We start from the raw sequence: 18,953 nt of genomic DNA, 5'->3' as shown, positions 1-18,953 counted from the left end.
GCCGGGCCTTTCAGCTTGCGATTACTTCTGCAGTTCGGTCCAGATCTTGGTGTAGATGTCCTGGATCTCAGGCGCGCACATCTTCTGGAATTCGCCCTGTGCCTTCACAGCCTCCGGAATGACAACCTCCGGCGCGTCCTTCATATCGGCCGGCATGTACTTGTCCGAGCCCGTGATGGCATTGGCGTAGCGGTGGAAGGCCGAGAGGCCGGCCGCGTTTTCCGGATCCATGATGAAGTTCTGGAACAGCTTGGCGTTCTCGACGTTCTTGGCTTCTTTCAGAACGACAACGTTGTCGCTCCACAGGCCGTAGCCTTCCTTCGGATAATTGTAGTGGATGGCCGGATTGGCCAGCCGCTGGCGCAGCGCCGAGCCGTTCCAGTCGCTGGTCGCCTTGAAGTCGCCGGCGCCCATCTTCTCGATGGTGTTGTATTCCATCGCGATCCAGTTCGGCTTGGCCGCGACAAGCGTATCGCGCACCTTCTTCAGCACCGTCTTGTCATCGGTGCACTGCTGGCCGCCGACATATTTGATCGCCGCGAAGATAACGTCATTCATCTCGGGAACGACATTGGTCTTGCCCTTCAACTCGTCCGGCGTGTTGAAGATGATGCCCCAGCTGTCGGCCGGTCCCTTGTAGGCATCGGTGTTGACGACGACGCCGACAGTGCCCAGCGCCCACGGCACCGAATATTTGCGGCCGGGGTCGAAGTCGGGATTGGCCCATTCGGGCGCGACATTCTTGAAGTTCTCCATTTTGCCCGGATCGGTCTCCTGGACGAGGCCTTCCTTGATCCAGATCGGCACGTAGGTCTGCGACGGCACGGCGATGTCGAACCCGGTCCCGCCCTGGCGCACTTTGGCGAGCGCCGTATCGTTGGAATCGTAATCGGTGATGGTGACCTTGACGTTGTATTTGGCTTCGAACTTTTTGATCACGTCGGGGCTGGTGTAGTTGCCCCAATTGTAGATGTTCAGCTCGCCATCGGCACGGGCCAGGCCCGTCGTTGCGAGCAGCGCCAACCCCATGGCGGCTGTCATTGTCTTCCAGTTCATGGTTTTAACTCCCATTATTGTCGGTTCAGTCTCGTTTCCTGCTGACGAAGAAAAACAACGTGACGATCGCGACCGAAAGCAGCAGGAAGGCGGTCGATATCGCGTTGATCTCAGGCGTGATGCCGCGGCGGATCTGGCCGAGCATATAGGTGGGCAGCGTGTCCTGACCGCCCGATTTGACGAACTCGGTGATGACGACGTCATCGAGCGAGATGACGAAGGCCAGCATCAATCCGGCCAGGATGCCGGGCCACAAAAGCGGCAGCGTGATGCGGCGGAAGGTCTTCCATGGCGTCGCATAGAGATCGGCCGCGGCGCGCTCCAGCGTCAGGTCCATGTTCTCCAGCCGCGCCCGGATCGGCAGGTAGGCGAACGGAATGCAGAACGCCGTGTGCGCCGCAATCAGGTAACCGAGGCCAGAATAGCCGGTGAAGATTTTTATGCGCGAGAAGAAGATCAGCAGCGCCACGCCGGTGACGATCTCGGGCACCATCAGCGGCTGGTTGATCGCCGCATATTTGAAGGTAAGGCCCGGATAGGGCGCCGTGCGCGTGGTGGCGAGCGCGGCCATGGTGGCAAAGATCGTCGACAGCACAGCCGCGACGGCGCCGATCTGAAACGAGCGCAGGGTCGCGTCGATGACCTGCACATTCTGCCACGCCGACTGGAACCATCGCATCGAAAAGCCGCCCCATTCGGACGTCGAGTTCGCCGCATTGAAGGCGTAGGCGACCAGCACGATGATCGGCAGATAGAGCACGACGAAACAGGTCGCGGCGATCGCCGTGAAGCCCGGCTGGTGCTTGATCGAAAAGTTGCTAGCCATGCCGCACCCCCGACTTGCCGGCGTTGCGCACATAGGCAAGCAGCGCCACCATGACGATGATCATCACCGTGATCGACAGCGCCGAGCCGAGCGGCCAGTTGCGGCCCTGCCCGAACTGCAATTCGATCAGGTTGGACAGCATCATGTTCTTGCCGCCGCCAAGCACGCTGGGCGTCACATAGGCGCCGAGGGCCGGGATGAAGACCAGGATGGAGCCGGCGATGACGCCTGGCTTGACCAGCGGAAAGATGATCTTGCGCAGCACCTTGAAGCGTGTCGCGTAGAGATCGTAGCCCGCCTCGACCAGCCGGAAATCGAGCTTCTCCATGCTGGCATAGATCGGCAGCACCATCAGCGGCAGGTAGACATAGGCCATGCCGATCAGGATCGCCGTGTCGGTGTAGAGGATCTGCACCGGCGCCGAGACGATGCCGAGCTTGATGAGGATGGTGTTGATGATGCCCTCGTTGCGGATGATCTGCAGCACGGCAAAGGTGCGGATCAGAAGGTTTGTCCAGAACGGAATGGTGATCAGGAACAGCCAGAGATCCCTGGTCTTTTCGCTGCGCGTCGCCATGAAATAGGCGGTGGGAAACCCGAGCGCCAAAGTGGCGATGGTCGTCACCACCGCGAGCTTGATCGAGCGCCAGAAAATGGTGACATGCGCCGCCGCAACCGAAAGCGTATCGTCGAAAATGTCGCGTTCCATGAACACCGACAGCCAGGCATCGGGCGAAAACTGCCACTTCACGTCGCCATAGGGGCCGGGCGTCAGGAACGAGTAGATCAGCACGATCAGCAACGGGCCGGTCGCGGCGAGGAAAATCACCAGCAATGCCGGCGCTGACAGCAGCCAGCGGTCGCGCACGTCACGCCGCTCCGCTGCCTTGGCGACTTCTTCCGCGGTCGCCATGATCAGTCCTTCAGCACTTGCGCGGCGTCGCTGCCGATCATGATGCCGATCTGGCCGCCTTGCACGATGCCGTCGCCGGCGCCGCGGCTGTTCTGGCGCCGCACGATGAACGGTTCGCCACCGGCAAGGCGCAGATGGAAGTGCGTGTCGGTGCCGAGATAGACGATGTTCTCGACGGTGCCTGACAGCGAAGCGCTCAGGCTCGCCGCGCCCAGCTGCGCATGTTCGGGACGCACGACGATGGTGACCTTGCCGCTGGGGCTGAAACCGTCCGGCAGCGAGGCCGGGATTTCCGTTCCCGACGACAGCTTCACCGTCGCACGACCACCGGACACGCCCACCACATCCGCCTTGAGGAAGTTCGATTCGCCGATGAAGTCGGCGACGAAGCGCTCGGCCGGCCGGTCGTAGATGTCGCGCGGCGACCCGACCTGCAGGATCTTGCCCGACGACATCACCGCGATGCGGTCCGACATGGTCAGCGCTTCTTCCTGGTCATGGGTGACGAAGATGAAGGTGATGCCGGTCTCGTGCTGCAGCCGCTTCAACTCGATCTGCATCTCCTTGCGCAGCTTGTAGTCGAGCGCCGACAGTGGCTCGTCGAGCAACAGCACCTTGGGCTGTGGCGCCAGCGCCCGGGCGAGTGCCACGCGCTGCTGCTGGCCGCCGGAGATCTGGCTCGTGCGGCGACCCGCCAGCGCCTCCATCTTGACCAGCTTGAGCATCTCGGCGACGCGCGCCTTGATCTCGGCCTTCGGCTTGCCCAGCATTTCCAGGCCAAAGCCGATATTGTCGGCGACGGTCATGTGCGGGAACAACGCGTAGGACTGGAAGACGGTGTTGACCGGCCGCTTGAACGGCGGCAGCGGCGCAATGTCCTCACCGTAAAGCAGGATTTCGCCGGCGGTCGGAAAGTCGAAGCCGGCAATCAAGCGCAGCAACGTGGTCTTGCCACAGCCGGATGGTCCCAGCAGGGTGAAGAACTCGTTCTCGCGGATGGATACCGAGACCGTGTCAAGGGCCGCGACTTGGCCCTCACCTGATCCGAAAATTTTGCTGACGTTTACGACTTCAATTGCATTCCGATCCGGTTTGTCCGGCACGATACGCCTCACTGTTGACCCCGCTCTTGTTGGCGGAGTTTTTCCCCTGTTCGATGTGACCACACGGCCGGTAGGTTGGCAAGTCCGGCATTGAATCACAGTTCAGTCCGTCAATTCGTCTTGCAAGCCGCAAGCGTTGCAAGCCGCATGCCATTGTCAGGCCTGGTAGGTGACCTTGCCGCCGCAGACCGTTGTCACCGGCCGCACCTTGTGTAATTCGGCCGGCGTCGTCTTCTCGATATCGGCCGACAAAACCACCAGATCCGCCATATAGCCCGGTTTCAGCACGCCTTTGCGCTGCTCGGCGAATTCGGCATAGGCGCCTTCGACCGTGTAGGCGGCGAGCGCCTCCCGCAGCGAAAAACTCTGGTCCGGATCGCCTTCTGCCCATGGTTTGCGCATCAATGCCGCCTGAATGCTCAGGATCGGGTCGATCGCCGCCACCGGCCAGTCCGAGGCGAACACGACATGGGCGCCGGCTTCCTTCAAGGTGCGCCAGGCATAGCTCAGCGGCCAGCGGTCCCGCCCGATGCGCGACACGGTCGGCTCGAGCGGAAAATCCATGGCCCCCGGCGGATGCGACGGCTGCATGGACGCGATGACGCCGAGTTCGGCGAAACGCGGCACGTCGGCGGCGGTGGTGACCTCGATATGCTCGACCCTGTGCCGGCTGTCGCGCCTGCCATTGGCCTTCTGCGCCGCCTCATAGCCGTTGAGGACAGCGCGCACGGCGCCATCACCGATCGAGTGCACGGCGATCTGCAGCCCGCGTTTGTCGATGGCCACGGCGAGATCGATGAATTGCTGCGGCGTAAACAGCGGCTCGCCGACCCAGTCGGGACGGTCGGCATAGGGCTCGACCATAACCGCCGTCCAGGAATCGAGCACGCCGTCGTAAAACACCTTGACCATGCCCGATGACAGCCACTCGCTGTCGTAGCGCTCGGCCATCGCGGACGCCTTCTCCAGCATGTCGAGCGTCATGAAATTCTTGTAGTGGAACGGAATCTTGACGCGGCAGGGCAAGCCTTCCTCGGCCTCGATCTCGGAAAGCAGTTCGAGCTGGTAGAGATTGCCGTCCATGTTCTGGATCGAGGTGATGCCGTGGCGCGCGCACCAGGCAAGCCCGCGCCGCATGATGTCGCGGTCGGCGGCCCGCTCGGCGGCCGACGGCATCGGGTCGGGCTCGCCACCGGTCGACAGCCCCAGCCGCACCCGGCTTTCGCCGGCAAGGTCGAGCACGGGACCGAAGGCCTCGCCTTCGCGCAATTCGCCGGCGGCCAGGCCGTCCTCGCCCATGACGATCTCGTTGCCCGGACCGAGCGTGCGTCCCTGCAAAATGCCGGCCATCTCCAACGCTTTGGAGTTGGCCCACATTGTGTGGTGGTCGGGCGCCGCCATGCAGAAGGGACTGTCCAGCAGGATGGCGTCGAGATGGTGGCGCGTCACCCGTTCGGCGCCGAGCACGGTGTAGTCGACGCCCTGTCCCACAAGCATTTTCGCCTCGGGCCGTGTCGATGCATAATCGCGGATCGCCTTTTGCAGCGCCTCGAAGCCGTGGACACCGCCAAGCTGAAGATGTGCGAGCTCGGCCCCGCCCGAGAACAGATGCATGTGGGCTTCGATGAAGCCCGGGATCACCGAGCCGCCCTTGGCGTCGATGGTCTTTGTGGCTGGTCCCTTGAGCTCTTCGATGGCGGCGCGGCTGCCAATGGCGACGATGGCGCCGTCCTTGACGGCAATGGCCTCGGCGGCGGGATTATCATCGTCCATGGTCCGCACGCGACCATTGATGACGATCAGATCAGCACCCGCACCCGTGACAGACATCGCGACTCCGCGCTTTTGACGACTGACTGAGACCGACAACCCTCTTGTCCGACAACCGGCCACTCCGCTGGAGCGGCGCTATCGGACGAAACCTGATGTCAGCGCGCTGTTTTGAAATTCCCCTTGTGATCTCTGAAAACAGCGTGGATAAAAGAATGCGACTAATTATTCGCGTTTGTCAACGTGCCGAATTTCGAATGTATTGTGGACAGCATCCGGCGCTTGGGACGGGGGAACGAGGGCATCGGGACGTGAAGCGCAATCTCAGCCGCGAAACCAGGATGGCGCTCGAACCGCGCAAGCAGCCGCGGCAAGAGCGGTCGAGCAAGGTGGTCGACCGGATTCTCGACGCGGCTTTGATCTTGACGCGGGAGCAAGGAACCAAGACCCCCACGACGCTCGCCATTGCGCGGCGCGCGGGCCTGTCGGTCGGGTCGCTCTATCAGTACTTTCCCAACAAGGAGGCCATTCTTCTCGACCTCGCCCGGCGCTGGCTGTCATCCTTTCCCGAGGTGATCGCCAGGCGCATCAAGGTCGCGCCGCCCACCAACCGCGACGAGTTTCGCCAGGAAGTGCGCAAGCTCTTCATCGATACCTCCAGGATATATCTCGAAAACGCCAACCTGATGCCGGTGATCGAGGCCATCTCCGGCAATGCCGACCTCAGGCCGATCCAGGACGAATATGACGAGCAGATTATCGCGCTCTACGCCGCGTGGCTGCAGCATGTGAACCCGGCCCTTGAAGACAAGATCGCCAGCCGGCTCGGCGTGCTGATGATGGATGTCGGGCACGCCTGCCGGCTTGTGGGGCTGAAACGAGACCGCAAGACATACGACCTGATCGAGGACGATGTGGAAAGAATGTGGCTCGCTCTGGTGACCCCTTATCTCAACCTTGACTGATTTCACTTCGAGAGGAATTTTATGAAGACTGTCTATTCGCCGCTTCATGCTGGCCATGCTGGCCAGATGGAACTGGTCACATCAGCCATCGTGCCCGGCTTCGAAAAGCCGTCGCGGGCCGAGTTCATCAAGGCGCGGGTCGAGAGCGAGAAGCTGGGGCCGATCATCGGACCGGTCGAGCATGATCTCAATGCCGCCAAACGCATCCACAAAGCCGACTACATCGACTTCCTGCCCACCGTCTGGCCGGAATGGAAGGCTGCCGGCTTCGAGGGCACGGCCATGCCCTTCACCTGGCCTACGCGCGGCCTGCGCGGCGACGTGCCGCCAAAGCGCGTCGATGCGCTGCTCGGCTACTATTCCTTCGACGCCGGTGCCACCTTCGTCGAAGGCACATGGACCGCGATCAAATCGTCCTATGACGTGGCGCTGACAGCAGCCGCTTTGGTCAAGGGCGGCGAGCGGTCGGCCTTCGCGCTCTGCCGTCCGCCCGGCCATCACGCCGGCGCTGCCTTCATGGGCGGCTACTGCTTCATCAACAACGCCGCCGTCGCCGCCCAGTGGTTCCGCGACCAGGGCGCCAAGCGCGTGTCGATCCTCGACGTCGACTATCACCACGGCAATGGCACGCAGGAAATTTTCTACGAGCGCGCCGACATCCAGGTTCTCAATCTGCACGGCGATCCGATGGTCGAGTATCCCTTCTTCCTCGGCCATGCCGATGAACGCGGCGCCGGTGCCGGCGAAGGTTTCAACGTCAATTATCCCATGCCCTTTGGCACCGACTGGGATAGCTGGAACGCCTCGTTCGAAGACGCCTGCGCCAGGCTCGCCGCTTACGCGCCCGATATCGTCATCGTCTCGCTCGGCGTCGACACGTTCGAGAAGGACCCGATCAGCCAGTTCAAGCTGAAAAGCCCCGACTTTCCGAAGATCGGCCGCCGCATCGCCAAGCTCGGCTTGCCGACCCTGTTCGTCATGGAAGGCGGTTACGCCGTCGAGGAGATCGGCATCAACGCCGTCGGCGTGCTGACCGGCTTCGAGGACAAGTAGGGCTTACGGGGCGGCGCCGGCCGCCCCCGAGTTCCAAGTTCCACCTAGACGGCTGCGCCGGCGGTCGGCGCGGCCACGGGAACCGCCGGCTTTCGCGACCGGCCGATCCTGTAGACAACCACCGCCGCGATCACGCCTGCCGCCAGGATCCCGATCGCCAGCAGCGGCCGGTACCAGAACCAGGCAATCGCGATCGTCGTCGTGCCGACCAGGATCGCCAGGACGAAGGCGATGATGCCGGTGCCCATCCGCGCCATGCTGCCGAGGAAGGGAATGACGTCGAGGATCACGCCGATCGGACTGAGGAACAGCGCAAAGCCGATGGTCAGCAACAGCAGGCCGGCGCCGCGCAGCAGCCAGGTGATGAGCGTGTTGGCGCTGACAGCGTCGGCGAACATCTTTTCGGCCGGCACGTTGCCGGTATCGACCATCAGCAGCGCATCGCCCGCTTGCGTCTGGTAGGGTTCGAAACGGCTGCCGGCCTGGCGCGCGACGATGCTGACGACGCCAAGCGGCGCCAGCTCGTAGCCGATGCGATAGTCACCCAAAGCGGGCGTCGTGTTGTCATTGCCGAGATAGATCTTGCCATCGACGATGCTGAGCGGTTTCGTGCCCGTATAGGCGGCCTTTATCGCCGCCGACTGATCGGCCGACAGCGAATAGTCCTTGTCGCCCTCGATGCGATCGAGCACCGGCGTATCCAGATCGAAGGCGACAAGCTTGCCCTGCGGGATCTGGAAAGTGCGGCTGTGGATCGCCATTGACGGATTCTGATGGCCGTCCGGTTTCTTGAAATCCGACGAGTCGATCTGGCTGTCGTCCCAAACCTTCGAGTAGCTGTAGGTCGTCACCGTCTCTTCGCCGCCGCCGAGCTTCTTCGTCGTCTCCGACTTGGACTCTTCCTTCCACTGATACATCTCGACGCTGCGCGACAGCCGCAGCCCTTGCGCCGCGATGCCGAAATCCGGATCAGCAAGACCGCTGTCGGTCGTCACCGGTCCGCTGACATGCACCAGCTTGCCGTCATTGGCGGCGTCGACGCTGTCGGCGCCGACCGAAACCACCGCGCCCGACCCTTCGGCCAGCGAGCGCGCCGTCTGCACGGCGCGGCCCTCGTTCCAGAACAGCCCGATCACCATCAGCACGATCAGGATGAGGCCGAAGATGACCCCGCCGACCGCACGCTTGATCCGCCCGAACCACGAGACGGATGTGACTTCCCGAAATGAATCGCCCATCGTTTCCCCCGAAACAAAGTTACCTCAAGGTTTCAACGCGGCCGGCGGCCGCGCGTCGAACTGATTAGTCTGCGTGGATCTGCGCGCCGCAATCCCTGTCACCGGCGCAGGCGTGCACCGCTCGCGTCGTGCCGCCATCGCCCACCCGCCACGGTGAAGCCGACAGCGGCGCTTGCCTCTTGTTGCCGAGAAGATCAAGCGCTCGCATTGCGGTCTGGTCCTCCGTTGTCGAGCACATAGGTGACGATCGACTCAGCCTTGGCGGGACCGACCACCCTGGCAAAAACCGCAAGCACCAGCGTGAACGCCAGGAAAACCTGCTTCATCATTACCCCCGATGCTGATGGCCGCGAAGCAAGTGCCGCCAAATCGCCTTTAACGACCGAAGGGATGCCCACCCCTGCCGGTCGCCGAGAACCTATCGGAATCGATCGGTCCTCGATACGGCAGTGTCGCAACACCCTCCGGCTTTTTCGTGTCGGCGTTTCGGGTCGTTCGAGGCAGGAAAAGCCCACGGAAGCCGGCCCTGAGTCGCCCGAGTCCAAAAAAAACGTTTTTGTCAAATCGCGTTTGATGTCGGATTCATCTGCGGGTAGATTAGACCCGAATCAGCCGGTCCTTGGGGGGCGCGGCGACCACCCAAAGTCTCAAGTACCGGCATCGGCCGGCACCAGACGCGGACGGCTTCGCGTTCCCTGAATGGATTCGGTGATCTGCGCGACCCCGCGCCGTGTGCGTGCTTCGTAAACGTGATGCGTCTTCAAGTTCGGCCGCTGGTGACCCCAGCATCCGGGCTCAAGAAAAGATTCCGGCCATGACCTACAACCAAAGCATCCAATGAGCAGTTCCGCCGCGCTTCTGCAATCCGACACATTAGGTTCGCGCCTCGCGTCCCGCGGCGATCTCACCTCCTTTTTCATGCAGCTTGCCGCCGAGATCGGCGCCGACAGCTACATGCTCGTCGCCATCGTCCACGACCAGGACCGCAACGACGCCCGCATCGTGTCTTCCAACTGGATCTTCGACGCCATCGAACTGATCGGCAAGCGGCTGATCGCCGGCCTCGCCCAGGGGCCGCTGACCGTAGCACCGGGCATCCGCCCGAAGCCGCTGCTGGCTGCCGAAGCGCCCAAAGCCGGCGGGGTGCTCACCGGCGAGGAAGCACGCCTGCTAGACGTGCTTGGCCATGCGGAAGTCTATTCGCTGCGGCTCAATGTCGGCCGCCAGCGGCTGTTTGCCTTGTTCTCGGCGGCCGAGGCCGGCAAAATCGACCAGCCGGCGCTGATGAAGGCGCAGCTGAAGTGCTGCTATGCGCTGTCCACCATTCCGCAATTGGTCGCCGCCGCCGCCATGCAGGATCCGCTGTCCGACCGCGAGCGCGAATGCCTGTTCTGGGTGTCGGAAGGCAAGACCACCGACGAGGTCGCGGTCATCCTTGGCGTCTCGTCCAACACCGTCAACAGCTACATCACTCATGCCATCCAGAAATTCGCGGCCTCGAACCGCGCGATGGCCATCGCCACGGCGATCAGGAGCGGCATCATTTGAAACACGCTGACATCAAGGCGGCGGCAGAAGCCCTTTTCAACGAGCAGCGCAATCCGTTCGGCGCCTTCTCCATCGGTTCCGAAACGCATCATGCCGTCACCATCCCCGACGCGGTGCGCCGCTGCCGCTGGATCGCCGTCGACATCAACGCGTCGGCCTTCGGCCTCTACTTCGTCAGCCCTTCGCCGGAGCGGGCGCGTCTGGTGCCGAGCTTCGATTCCGACTATCCGGCCACCGCTGTCGCGACCAAGTTCATCGCCGGCGCCAATGGCGAGGAGATGGTGCGCCACAGCGGCACCTCCACGGCGCCGCGCTGGTGGGCCGATGACGGCATCGCCGGCTCGGACACTGTCTTCCAGAACCTCGCCTGGGCAGAGCGCGCAGCCCCCCTGGCGCCGGGCACCAACGGCATTGCCTTTCCCGTCCATGCCGATCGCGGCCATTGCGGGCTGGTGGTGTTCCTCGGCTCGACGATCGCTCTGCCGGAGGACATGCTCTACGAAATCCACGCCCGCTGTTTCTCGCTGTTCGCCGCCGTCGCCCGCATTCGTCCGAGCGATGCCAGCCGGATGCGCTCGATCTCCAAGCGCGAGCTGGAGTGCCTGAAGCTGACCGCCAACGGCAACACCAGCGAGGAGATCGCCAGGCTGTTGAAGCTGTCGGTCCACACCGCCAACCAGTATCTCACCCAGTCGACGCAGAAGCTCAACGCGGTCAACCGCAACCAGGCGGTGGCCAAGGCGCTACGGCTGGGGCTGATCGAGTGATCAACGCCGCGTCTGGCAGTTGGGGTAAGACAAAAGATCAGCGATAAGCGAGCGGCTCGGTTCTCCGGATGCGCGCCTCTTCGATCACCGTTTCCAGCAAGGCGGTGTTGTGCTCGGGGTCTTCGCCGGGCTTCTCGAACGACACATAGTTGACGGCGACCGAAGACCTCTCTTCGCTCAGCGTCAGCTGGAAATAGACGGTCACGCCCGGCGGCCTGAGCTCGAGATCGAGCACGATGCGCGGGCTGCCGCTCCAGTCGACATGCGCCTCACCGCCATGGCCGAGCCGCAGCGTACCGGGCAGGAAATAAAGCTCCACCGCCGAATCCACGAGATCCGACAGGCAAGCGAAATGCTCGAGCCGGATGAAGGCGATGTAGTCGGCGACATCGATCAGGCGCAACTCGTCCACCACCTGCTCGATAGCCTTGGCGACGATGAGTTCGCGGGATTTCGCGTGCGGTTGGCGGTTCATGAAATTTGTCTCCGCTCAGCCTTTTTCGAGTAGACGATCCGCACCAGTTCGGCGACGGCCTGGTAGAATTGCGACGGGATCACGCTATCAACCGAAACTTGCTTGTACATGGAGCGGGCGAGCGCCACGTCCTCGAAGATCGGGATGTTGTGCTCCTTGGCGATCTCGCGAATCTTGAGCGCCACCAAGTCCTGGCCCTTGGCCAGCACCACGGGCGCCGAATCTTCTTCGCGGACATATCTGAGCGCGATCGAAAAGTGCGTCGGATTGGCGATGATCAGCGTCGCGCGCGGCACCGCCGTCATCATCCGCTTGCGCGCCCGGTCGCGCGCCAGCGAGCGCAGCCGCGACTTGATGATCGGGTCGCCCTCGGACTGCTTGAACTCGTCCTTGACCTCCTGCTTGGTCATGCGCAGATCCTGCTTCCAGTGGAAGCGCGACCAGACCACGTCGACAGCCGCGATCAGCCCCATGACGAAGACGATCGCCACCAATATGTCGACGGTGATGCTTTTGATGACGAGGCCGAAAGCGACCGGGTTGGTGATCATGCCGGCCAGGAGCTGGCGGTAGTCCTGCGATAGCGTGAAGTAGAGCACGATACTGGCGAAGCCGAGCTTGCCCAGCGATTTCGAAAATTCGACCCAGCCATGAATACCGAACGTCCTGGTCCAGCCCTTGGCTATCGAGATGCGTGATAGCTGCGGCCGGATCCGCTCGCCGACGAATTGCGGCATGTTCTGCAGCACCGAGGCGCCGATGCCGGCCACCACCAGCAGTACCAGCAGGCTGACAACGGCACGGCCGATCTCCATCATCACGGTCTTGTAGAGCGCGATGACGTCGGTTTCGGTGTCCATCGGCCACGCCTCGGGCTTTTCCAGGAACATGGACAGGAACATGCCGAGATCGACGACCGCGTCCTTGGCGTAGAAGACGGTGAACACCAATATGGCGACGAAGGACGCAAGAAGGGCCGCTTCCCGTGAATGGGGCAGCTTGCCCTGTTCGATGGTGTCGCGGATTTTCTTTTCTGTCGCGTCTTCGGTTTTGGAGTCTTTGTCCGCCGCTTCAGCCATTTGGTGTCAGCCGCCTTGAGCAATTCCAGGAAAGTGTGAGCGGTTTCCGTCCGGAATTGCGTGAAAAAAGAGATAGAGCGTTAAGCCGCTTCGCTCTGCTGCGATGAGGGCAGTTCGAAAGCCCCCTCGCGCGAAAGCCGGATTGTCGCCACTGCAATGTTCTTGCGCGCCGCCATGATGTCGGCAAGCTGGATGCCTTCCGAGCCCTGTCCGAGTTCCGACTCGATCATGCGCCGCGACCGGGCGCCGATTGCCGACAGCACCGACTCCGTCAATGCGGGCGGCGCGCCGCGCAGCGCCAGCGTGATCAGTTCGGTCGACAGCCCGTCGAACAGAAGCACTCTCGCCTTCTGCGTCAGCAGCGGCAGATCGTCGAAGGCAAACAGCCTGGAGCGGACGCCGCCGAGGTCCGGCGTGCCGGCCTCTTCCAGATCCTGCATGACCTCTTCCAGCTGCGGCTTGTCCATTTCGTTGAGCACACTGGCAACGCGCGCCTGTCCCGCCGAGATGTCCTTGGTCGCGGTCTGCGCCAGCACGCTGGCGCGCAGCTGGTTCTCGATGATCCTGGTGGCCGCGTCGGGAATGGTCGCCATCGTCACCATGCGCTTGATGATCTCGCTGCGCATCGGCTTTTCCATGGTCAGCAGGATGTTGGCGGCAGCCTGCGGCGCAAGCTTCGACAGCACCATCGCCGCCGTCTGCGGATGTTCGGCGGCAAGGAATGTGCCGAGCCGCGTCGGTTCGAGCTTTTCCAGCTCCGGCCAGATCGGCGGCGGTCCTTCCGGCGCGACCTCGAAGCGCTTGTCGCCCATGATGGCGCTCATCTCTTCGGGCGACAGCGATTCATTGAGGATGGTGTCCATCCGGTCGGCGGAATCGAGCAGGCCGGCGCCCTCGGTGAATTCGGCCTCGAATTCGGCGACGATGCGTTCGAGATCGCTCTGCGGAATGGTGCGCAACAGACGCGCCCCTTCGATCAGCGCCTTCAGCTCTTCCTGCTTGAAGAACTTCAAAAGCCGGCTGGCCGACGGCTTGCCCATTGCCACCAGGATGGCAGCGGCCTTTTGCGGGCGCGTGAGCGTGACCGGCGTCGTCATGGCATAAGCTCCGATCGCTGCTGAGACCGCATATCGTCTATCCCTTTGAAGCAATTCCAGGAAAAGTGTGTGCGGTTTTCCGTCCGGAATTGCGTAAAAACAAATACTCTATGCGCTCTTGCTGGCAGCGATGATTTCGGTCAGCCTGATGCCGAAGCGCGACGGATCGCTTTCCAGCACGGTGATCTCGCCACGCGCGATCTTGCGGCCGTTGACCACCACGTCGACGGGTTCGCCGATGCGCCGGTTCAGTGCCACCGTCGAGCCCTTCTGCAGCGCCATCAGGTCCGATACCGGCATTTCCGTGCTGCCGAGGATGATCTGGACATCGACCGGGATGCTCATGATGATGTTCGAATTGCTGCCGGACATCGCGGCCCGCAAGGCGGCGTCGGGGCGCTTTTCCTCCTCCTGGAGGACGCCGCGCAATTCCTCGATGGCGCGGTCGAGCTGTTCGTCCGGCTGGTCGATATTGGCTTCCACCTTGGTCTTGGCCATACGTCGTCTCCAAATGCTTGGGTTTGCCCGGCGTCAGCCCGGCATGAGCCCATCGATAAAATCCTGACCGGCATCGTAAGGATGCCTGATCCGGACGGTGTAATTCTGCCCGAGTTTGCCGAACTCGCAGACAAACAGCGTCTTGTCGCGCGCGCTCAGCTTTGCGTGCGACTGCGCCGTTTCCTCGAATTCGATGACCTGGCCCGGCTCGAAGCCGGCGAGGTCGCCGAGCGTCAGGCGTGCCAACGGCATGGTCGCTTCGAGTGTCACCGTCGAGCGCATCACCTCTTCCGAAAAGCGTGCCCGCCAGTCGGAGGTCGTGCCTTCGCTGTCATGGACATCGGCGATGCCGCGGGTCGCCAGCAGGATGCGCTGCGGGATCATCACCGTGACCGTACCGCTGTCGGTCGGCGTCGAGATGCCGAAGACGATGCGCACCGCCGCGCCATCGCGCAGCACACGGCGCTTGGCTTCGCTGCCCGAAAGCGCCCGCGGCACCGGCAGCCGCAGTTCGAGCGAACGCCGCCCGGAACCGTTCAGCGCCTGCGCAACCTCCTGGAACACTGTGGTCGCCACATCGGTTTCGATCTGCGACAGAGCGCGCTCGATCGGCGAAACCGGCTGATCCGGATCACCGCCAAACAGCGCGCAGACCATCACCGCGATGGCCGGCGCATCAGCCACCAGGGTCATCGCATCCGAGGATGTCGGCGATGCTATGATGGTCATGGCGAAGGCATCGCCGGCATGCGTGCGGGCATCGGGAACACGGCTGATCTCGACCGCGCGCAGGTCGACGGTCACCGGAGCGCCGAGCTCGCCGGCCAGGCTCTTCTGCAACAGCGGCACCGCGCGCTCACCCATCGAGCGCCCGGTGCCGATGACATGAGCGGCCTCACCGCTGTCACCGACCAGGCGCTCGATGATCAGCGAGCGGGCTTGCGAGGGGCTGCCAGGACTTGTCATGACGGCGCGCGGTCCTGTCTGTCGTCATGCATGGCTCAGGCCGCTTTCTTCTCGGCGGAGGCTGTGTTCATCGTGCTCTGCTCGACGGCGTCGATGGTCGGCCGCTCATAGGACGAGATGGTCTTGCGGCCGAACTCGATCGCCACCTGCGGCAGGGCGCCGTTCATGTAGGCGAGCAGCGTCTGCTTGACGATGATGTAGAGGCGGTTCTTCTTCTCGCGCACCGTCTTGATCTTGGTGGCGACCGGCCCGACCACGGCGTAGGACAGGAAGATGCCGAGAAAGGTTCCGACAAGGGCGGCGCCAATCAGGCCGCCGAGGATTTCCGGCGACTGGTCGAGCGCGCCCATCGCCTTGACCACGCCGAGCACGGCGGCGACGATGCCGAGTGCCGGCAGACCGTCGCCCACCGCCACCAGCGCGTGATAGGCCTTCATCTTGTCGGACTTGATGGTCTGGATTTCCTCGTCCATCAGCGCCTCGATCTCATGCGAGCGCGCATTGCCGATGATGATGATGCGGCAATAGTCGCAGATGAAATGCGTCAGGTCGTGATTCTTGAGCACGGTCGGGAACGCCTGGAAGATCGCTGACTCCTCGGGGTTGTCGATATGCGCCTCGACCTCGCTGCGGGATTTCGAGCGCAGTTCGCGCATCAGGCTGTGCAGGACGCCCAGCGTCTCCAGATAGTCGCGCTCCTTCGGCACCGCCTGCTTGAAGGCTTCGAGAATGCCCTTGCCGGTGTCCTTGACCGTCTTCATCGGGTTGGCGACGAGGAAGGTGCCGAGCGCGGCGCCGCAGATGACCACCGCTTCCCAGGGCTGCATCAGCACATGCAGATGGCCGCCCATGGCCATGAAGCCGCCGAGAACACAGCCGAGCGTCACCACAAGTCCGATCAGAATGCCCACGCCAGATCCTTCCGCATCACGTCAGACCTAACCGATAGCCCCCGTGCCTTGTGTGAGGCTTGAATCACGCATGGCGAACCGATTCAGCCTCGCGCAAGCAAGTCCGCATACTCTGACTCTGAAGCTGCGACCGGAGGCATGTCGTGTTGAGCACTTTTACCAGCTACCAGCTCATCGCCAGGGATATTCCCAAGGCGATCGACCGCATCGAGGCGGACCCGGTCACCAAGCGCGACACCGACTACTATCTCGCCAACATCGGCAGCGTGAAATCGATCGACGATTTCGTCAAGAACACCCGACTGTTCACCTATGCCATGAAGGCCTTTGGCCTTGGCGACATGGCCTACGCCAAGGCCTTCATGGTCAAAGCCCTGAAGGAAGGTGTCTCCGATCCCGACAGCTTCGCCAACAAACTGACCGACAAGCGCTACGCCGAGTTCGTCTCGGCCTTCAATTTCGCGGCGCTGGGCGAGAATGCCACGAGCTACAATCCGGCGCAGCAGGGCGTGACCAACAATTATAGCGTTCAGGTCTCGGCCGGCGTCGCTCAGAACGGCTTCAGCTACTACAAGGGCGAGACCTCGTACTATCTCTCCAACATCTCCAACGTCAAATCGATCGACGATTTGATGGGCAACGATCGCCTGCTCACCTATGCAATGGCTGCATTCGGCCTCGATGCCGACGCCGAGGCGCCTGCGACCGTCCGGGCGATGCTGGAAGGCGGCGTCACCGACCCGAACAGCCCCGCGAACACGTCGACCAACAAGGGCTACGCAGCTTTCGTCGCCGCCTTCGACTTCGCCCAGTATGGCGACCAGGCGACAGCACGCGACGCCGTCCAGCAGGCGGTTCCCAAAGCCGTCATGGCCGGAACCGGGCTGGTGCTGGTCAAGCCGACCGCGCAATACATCAAGGGCGAGGCCGACTACTACGCGGCCAACATCTCCAAGGTGAAGTCCATCGAGGACCTCTTGAAGGACAAGCGCCTGCTGACCTTCGCCATGGCTGCCTATGGGCTGGACGCTTCGACCCAGACGGCCAGGCAGATCCGCACGATGGTCAACGGCGGCGTCACCGATCCGTTGAGTCCCGCCAACCTGTTGATCGACAAGAGCTACGCCAACTTCGTCAGCGCCTTTGATTTTGCCCAGTATGGCGATCAGACGACCACGCGCGACGCGGTGCTGAAGACCACGCCGAAGCTCTACACGACCGAGTCCAGTCTTGGCCTCATCAAGCCGAATACGGACGCCGTCCAGGCCGAGACCAGCTACTACCTCGCCAACATCACCAAGGTGAAATCGGTCGACGATCTGATGGCCGACAGCCGCCTCTACAATTATGCGCTGTCGGCCAGCGGGCTCGATCCGGCAACCACCAACAAGGATCTCATCCGCGACGTCCTGGAGGGCGGCGTGCGCGATCCCGCCAGCATCGCCAACAAGCTTTCCAACAAGGCCTATGCCAGGCTCGCCACCTCGCTCAACTTCGAGGCTTACGGGGAAGTCGCAACGACCCGCAGCCCGTCGCAGCAGCCGGTCGTCGATAAATACATGCGCCAGACGCTGGAAGAAGATGCCGGCAAGACCAATGAGGGCGTGCGGCTGGCGCTTTATTTCGAGCGCAAGGCGCCGACCATCACCAACTGGTACGACGTGCTGGCCGACACCGCACTGGCCAGCGTGGTACGCACCGCGATCGGCCTGCCCGACTCCTTCGCCACCGCCGATATCGACAAGCAGGCGCAGGCCTTCGAGGCAAAACTCGACCTCACCGACTTCACCGACCCGGCCAAGCTCGACAAATTCCTGACCCGCTTCACCAGCCTGTGGGAAATCAACCATCCGACTTCGACCGCCCAGACATCGATCGGAGTGCTGTTTGCCCAACCGACCACCGTCGGCATCTCGACCGATCTGATGATGGCCATGCAGAAACTGAAATTCTGAGAGCACCATGCAGGACAGTCTTTACGTCGCCCTTTCCTCGCAGATCGCGCTCGAGCGCCGTCTCGACACCATCGCCGACAATGTCGCCAACGCCTCGACCATCGGCTTTCGCGCCACCGGCGTGAAGTTCGAGGATGTCGTCTCCGGCAGCGGCCCCAAATCGGTGTCGTTCGCCTCCTCCGGCAAGACCTATCTGTCCGGCGCGCATGGCGCGATGACGCAGACCGGCAATCCGTTCGACTTCGCCGTCCAGGGCGATGCCTGGTTCGGCATCGACACCCCGGCCGGCACCGTGATGACGCGCGACGGACGTTTTTCGATGAACGAGAACGGCGAGTTGATGTCGCTCGAAGGCCACCCGGTGCTCGACGCCGGCGGTGCGCCGATCCAGCTCGACCCGCGCGACGGCCCACCCAAGGCGGGCGCCGACGGCTCGCTGCGCCAGGGCGACAAGCTCGTCGGCGCCATCGGCCTGTTCAATTTCGATCCCGGCCCGAATTTCGTGCGCTACGGCAATTCGGGCATCGTTCCCTCGCGCGCACCGGAGCCGGTCACCGACCGCTCCGATCTCGGTGTCGCGCAAGGCTTTGTCGAGGAATCCAACGTCAATCCGGTACTGGAGATGACGCGCCTGATCATGGTCCAGCGCGCCTTCGAGAACACGGCAGCATTGATGCGCCAGACCGATGCCTCGACCGACGACGCCATCAAGACGCTCGGCTCCAAGTCGTAG

19 protein-coding genes are annotated in these 18,953 nt (G+C 62.7%); 6 read left to right on the top strand and 13 right to left on the bottom strand.

Translation table 11 applies throughout. From position 1 onward, the window contains the following. Positions 1 to 21: 21 nt before the first annotated feature. From AC1D1N_RS22790 to AC1D1N_RS22770, 5 genes are all read right to left on the bottom strand, one after another. The gene (locus AC1D1N_RS22790) at positions 22 to 1,056 is read right to left on the bottom strand and encodes an ABC transporter substrate-binding protein (protein WP_352556247.1); all 1,035 of its coding nucleotides are present in this window, start codon (positions 1,054 to 1,056) and stop codon (positions 22 to 24) included. A 25-nt stretch (positions 1,057 to 1,081) separates the two neighbouring features. Then, positions 1,082 to 1,882, bottom strand: coding sequence for an ABC transporter permease (locus AC1D1N_RS22785; RefSeq protein WP_112559357.1), 801 nt, complete (start codon positions 1,880 to 1,882; stop codon positions 1,082 to 1,084). Next, positions 1,875 to 2,795, bottom strand: a complete 921-nt coding sequence (locus AC1D1N_RS22780) for an ABC transporter permease (protein ID WP_477351173.1) — start codon at positions 2,793 to 2,795, stop codon at positions 1,875 to 1,877. Before AC1D1N_RS22780 ends, AC1D1N_RS22785 begins: the two co-directional genes overlap by 8 nt. A 2-nt stretch (positions 2,796 to 2,797) precedes the next feature. Then, a complete protein-coding gene (locus AC1D1N_RS22775) occupies positions 2,798 to 3,898 on the bottom strand; it encodes an ABC transporter ATP-binding protein (RefSeq protein ID WP_436261187.1) in 1,101 nt (366 codons plus the stop codon). Positions 3,899 to 4,054: 156 nt separating this feature from the next. Beyond that, positions 4,055 to 5,728: an amidohydrolase gene (locus AC1D1N_RS22770; RefSeq protein WP_477351171.1), complete on the bottom strand. Its 1,674-nt coding sequence runs from the start codon at positions 5,726 to 5,728 to the stop codon at positions 4,055 to 4,057. Between the two features lie 95 nt (positions 5,729 to 5,823). Between AC1D1N_RS22770 and AC1D1N_RS22765 the strand changes: the two genes are divergently transcribed. Together AC1D1N_RS22765 and AC1D1N_RS22760 are read left to right on the top strand one after the other, a co-directional pair. Beyond that, positions 5,824 to 6,633 carry a TetR/AcrR family transcriptional regulator gene (locus AC1D1N_RS22765; protein ID WP_477351169.1) on the top strand — a complete coding sequence of 270 codons (810 nt, stop codon included), beginning with the start codon at positions 5,824 to 5,826 and terminating at the stop codon, positions 6,631 to 6,633. A gap of 21 nt (positions 6,634 to 6,654) precedes the next feature. After that, positions 6,655 to 7,686: a histone deacetylase family protein gene (locus AC1D1N_RS22760; protein ID WP_477351167.1), complete on the top strand. Its 1,032-nt coding sequence runs from the start codon at positions 6,655 to 6,657 to the stop codon at positions 7,684 to 7,686. 44 nt (positions 7,687 to 7,730) lie between these two features. Here the strand turns inward: AC1D1N_RS22760 and AC1D1N_RS22755 are convergent, their stop codons facing one another. Beyond that, the gene (locus AC1D1N_RS22755) at positions 7,731 to 8,924 is read right to left on the bottom strand and encodes a TMEM43 family protein (protein ID WP_477351165.1); all 1,194 of its coding nucleotides are present in this window, start codon (positions 8,922 to 8,924) and stop codon (positions 7,731 to 7,733) included. A gap of 194 nt (positions 8,925 to 9,118) precedes the next feature. After that, the gene (locus AC1D1N_RS22750) at positions 9,119 to 9,250 is read right to left on the bottom strand and encodes a hypothetical protein (protein WP_477351163.1); all 132 of its coding nucleotides are present in this window, start codon (positions 9,248 to 9,250) and stop codon (positions 9,119 to 9,121) included. Positions 9,251 to 9,761: 511 nt separating this feature from the next. On the opposite strand from AC1D1N_RS22750, the gene AC1D1N_RS22745 reads away from it, so the two are divergent. After that, positions 9,762 to 10,472 (top strand): helix-turn-helix transcriptional regulator, encoded by a 711-nt coding sequence (locus tag AC1D1N_RS22745; RefSeq protein ID WP_477351161.1) that lies wholly within the window; start codon positions 9,762 to 9,764, stop codon positions 10,470 to 10,472. Next, positions 10,469 to 11,239: a helix-turn-helix transcriptional regulator gene (locus tag AC1D1N_RS22740; protein ID WP_436261195.1), complete on the top strand. Its 771-nt coding sequence runs from the start codon at positions 10,469 to 10,471 to the stop codon at positions 11,237 to 11,239. The genes AC1D1N_RS22745 and AC1D1N_RS22740 overlap by 4 nt, the downstream gene beginning before the upstream one ends. A 37-nt stretch (positions 11,240 to 11,276) precedes the next feature. Here AC1D1N_RS22740 and AC1D1N_RS22735 read toward each other — a convergent pair whose 3' ends face one another. The 6 genes from AC1D1N_RS22735 to motA all read right to left on the bottom strand — a co-directional run bounded on the left by AC1D1N_RS22735 (position 11,277) and on the right by motA (position 16,265). Beyond that, a complete protein-coding gene (locus AC1D1N_RS22735) occupies positions 11,277 to 11,714 on the bottom strand; it encodes a hypothetical protein (protein ID WP_112559347.1) in 438 nt (145 codons plus the stop codon). Next, positions 11,711 to 12,793, bottom strand: coding sequence for a flagellar biosynthesis protein FlhB (gene flhB / locus AC1D1N_RS22730; RefSeq protein ID WP_477351158.1), 1,083 nt, complete (start codon positions 12,791 to 12,793; stop codon positions 11,711 to 11,713). Before flhB ends, AC1D1N_RS22735 begins: the two co-directional genes overlap by 4 nt. 80 nt (positions 12,794 to 12,873) lie before the next feature. Then, entirely contained in the window at positions 12,874 to 13,890 is a 1,017-nt protein-coding gene (locus AC1D1N_RS22725) for a flagellar motor switch protein FliG (protein WP_192254408.1), read from the bottom strand. A 108-nt stretch (positions 13,891 to 13,998) separates the two neighbouring features. After that, positions 13,999 to 14,388 carry a flagellar motor switch protein FliN gene (gene fliN / locus AC1D1N_RS22720; RefSeq protein ID WP_192254410.1) on the bottom strand — a complete coding sequence of 130 codons (390 nt, stop codon included), beginning with the start codon at positions 14,386 to 14,388 and terminating at the stop codon, positions 13,999 to 14,001. 33 nt (positions 14,389 to 14,421) lie between these two features. Beyond that, positions 14,422 to 15,354 (bottom strand): FliM/FliN family flagellar motor switch protein, encoded by a 933-nt coding sequence (locus AC1D1N_RS22715; RefSeq protein WP_436261198.1) that lies wholly within the window; start codon positions 15,352 to 15,354, stop codon positions 14,422 to 14,424. 35 nt (positions 15,355 to 15,389) lie between these two features. Next, entirely contained in the window at positions 15,390 to 16,265 is an 876-nt protein-coding gene (gene motA, locus AC1D1N_RS22710) for a flagellar motor stator protein MotA (RefSeq protein ID WP_112559342.1), read from the bottom strand. A 143-nt stretch (positions 16,266 to 16,408) separates the two neighbouring features. On the opposite strand from motA, the gene AC1D1N_RS22705 reads away from it, so the two are divergent. Continuing rightward, on the top strand, positions 16,409 to 18,220 hold the full coding sequence (locus AC1D1N_RS22705) for a DUF1217 domain-containing protein (protein ID WP_477351156.1): 1,812 nt from the start codon (positions 16,409 to 16,411) through the stop codon (positions 18,218 to 18,220). A gap of 7 nt (positions 18,221 to 18,227) precedes the next feature. Continuing rightward, complete coding sequence (gene flgF, locus AC1D1N_RS22700; protein ID WP_112559340.1) at positions 18,228 to 18,953, top strand: flagellar basal-body rod protein FlgF; 726 nt, start codon at positions 18,228 to 18,230, stop codon at positions 18,951 to 18,953.

It is taken from the genome of Mesorhizobium sp. P2_B5, assembly GCF_056404775.1.
Note: the sequence above shows the minus strand (reverse complement) of the source record. Positions and strands in the feature narration are given on the sequence as shown.

What these genes read in the sequence shown, in the direction of transcription:
- AC1D1N_RS22790 (WP_352556247.1), bottom strand. Translation starts at nt 1,056, where the DNA reads ATGAACTGGAAGACAATGACAGCCGCCATGGGGTTGGCGCTGCTCGCA.
- AC1D1N_RS22785 (WP_112559357.1), bottom strand. Translation starts at nt 1,882, where the DNA reads ATGGCTAGCAACTTTTCGATCAAGCACCAGCCGGGCTTCACGGCGATC.
- AC1D1N_RS22780 (WP_477351173.1), bottom strand. Translation starts at nt 2,795, where the DNA reads ATGGCGACCGCGGAAGAAGTCGCCAAGGCAGCGGAGCGGCGTGACGTG.
- AC1D1N_RS22770 (WP_477351171.1), bottom strand. Translation starts at nt 5,728, where the DNA reads ATGTCTGTCACGGGTGCGGGTGCTGATCTGATCGTCATCAATGGTCGC.
- AC1D1N_RS22765 (WP_477351169.1), top strand. Translation starts at nt 5,824, where the DNA reads ATGTCAGCGCGCTGTTTTGAAATTCCCCTTGTGATCTCTGAAAACAGC.
- AC1D1N_RS22760 (WP_477351167.1), top strand. Translation starts at nt 6,655, where the DNA reads ATGAAGACTGTCTATTCGCCGCTTCATGCTGGCCATGCTGGCCAGATG.
- AC1D1N_RS22755 (WP_477351165.1), bottom strand. Translation starts at nt 8,924, where the DNA reads ATGGGCGATTCATTTCGGGAAGTCACATCCGTCTCGTGGTTCGGGCGG.
- AC1D1N_RS22750 (WP_477351163.1), bottom strand. Translation starts at nt 9,250, where the DNA reads ATGAAGCAGGTTTTCCTGGCGTTCACGCTGGTGCTTGCGGTTTTTGCC.
- AC1D1N_RS22745 (WP_477351161.1), top strand. Translation starts at nt 9,762, where the DNA reads ATGAGCAGTTCCGCCGCGCTTCTGCAATCCGACACATTAGGTTCGCGC.
- AC1D1N_RS22735 (WP_112559347.1), bottom strand. Translation starts at nt 11,714, where the DNA reads ATGAACCGCCAACCGCACGCGAAATCCCGCGAACTCATCGTCGCCAAG.
- flhB (WP_477351158.1), bottom strand. Translation starts at nt 12,793, where the DNA reads ATGGCTGAAGCGGCGGACAAAGACTCCAAAACCGAAGACGCGACAGAA.
- AC1D1N_RS22725 (WP_192254408.1), bottom strand. Translation starts at nt 13,890, where the DNA reads ATGACGACGCCGGTCACGCTCACGCGCCCGCAAAAGGCCGCTGCCATC.
- fliN (WP_192254410.1), bottom strand. Translation starts at nt 14,388, where the DNA reads ATGGCCAAGACCAAGGTGGAAGCCAATATCGACCAGCCGGACGAACAG.
- AC1D1N_RS22715 (WP_436261198.1), bottom strand. Translation starts at nt 15,354, where the DNA reads ATGACAAGTCCTGGCAGCCCCTCGCAAGCCCGCTCGCTGATCATCGAG.
- flgF (WP_112559340.1), top strand. Translation starts at nt 18,228, where the DNA reads ATGCAGGACAGTCTTTACGTCGCCCTTTCCTCGCAGATCGCGCTCGAG.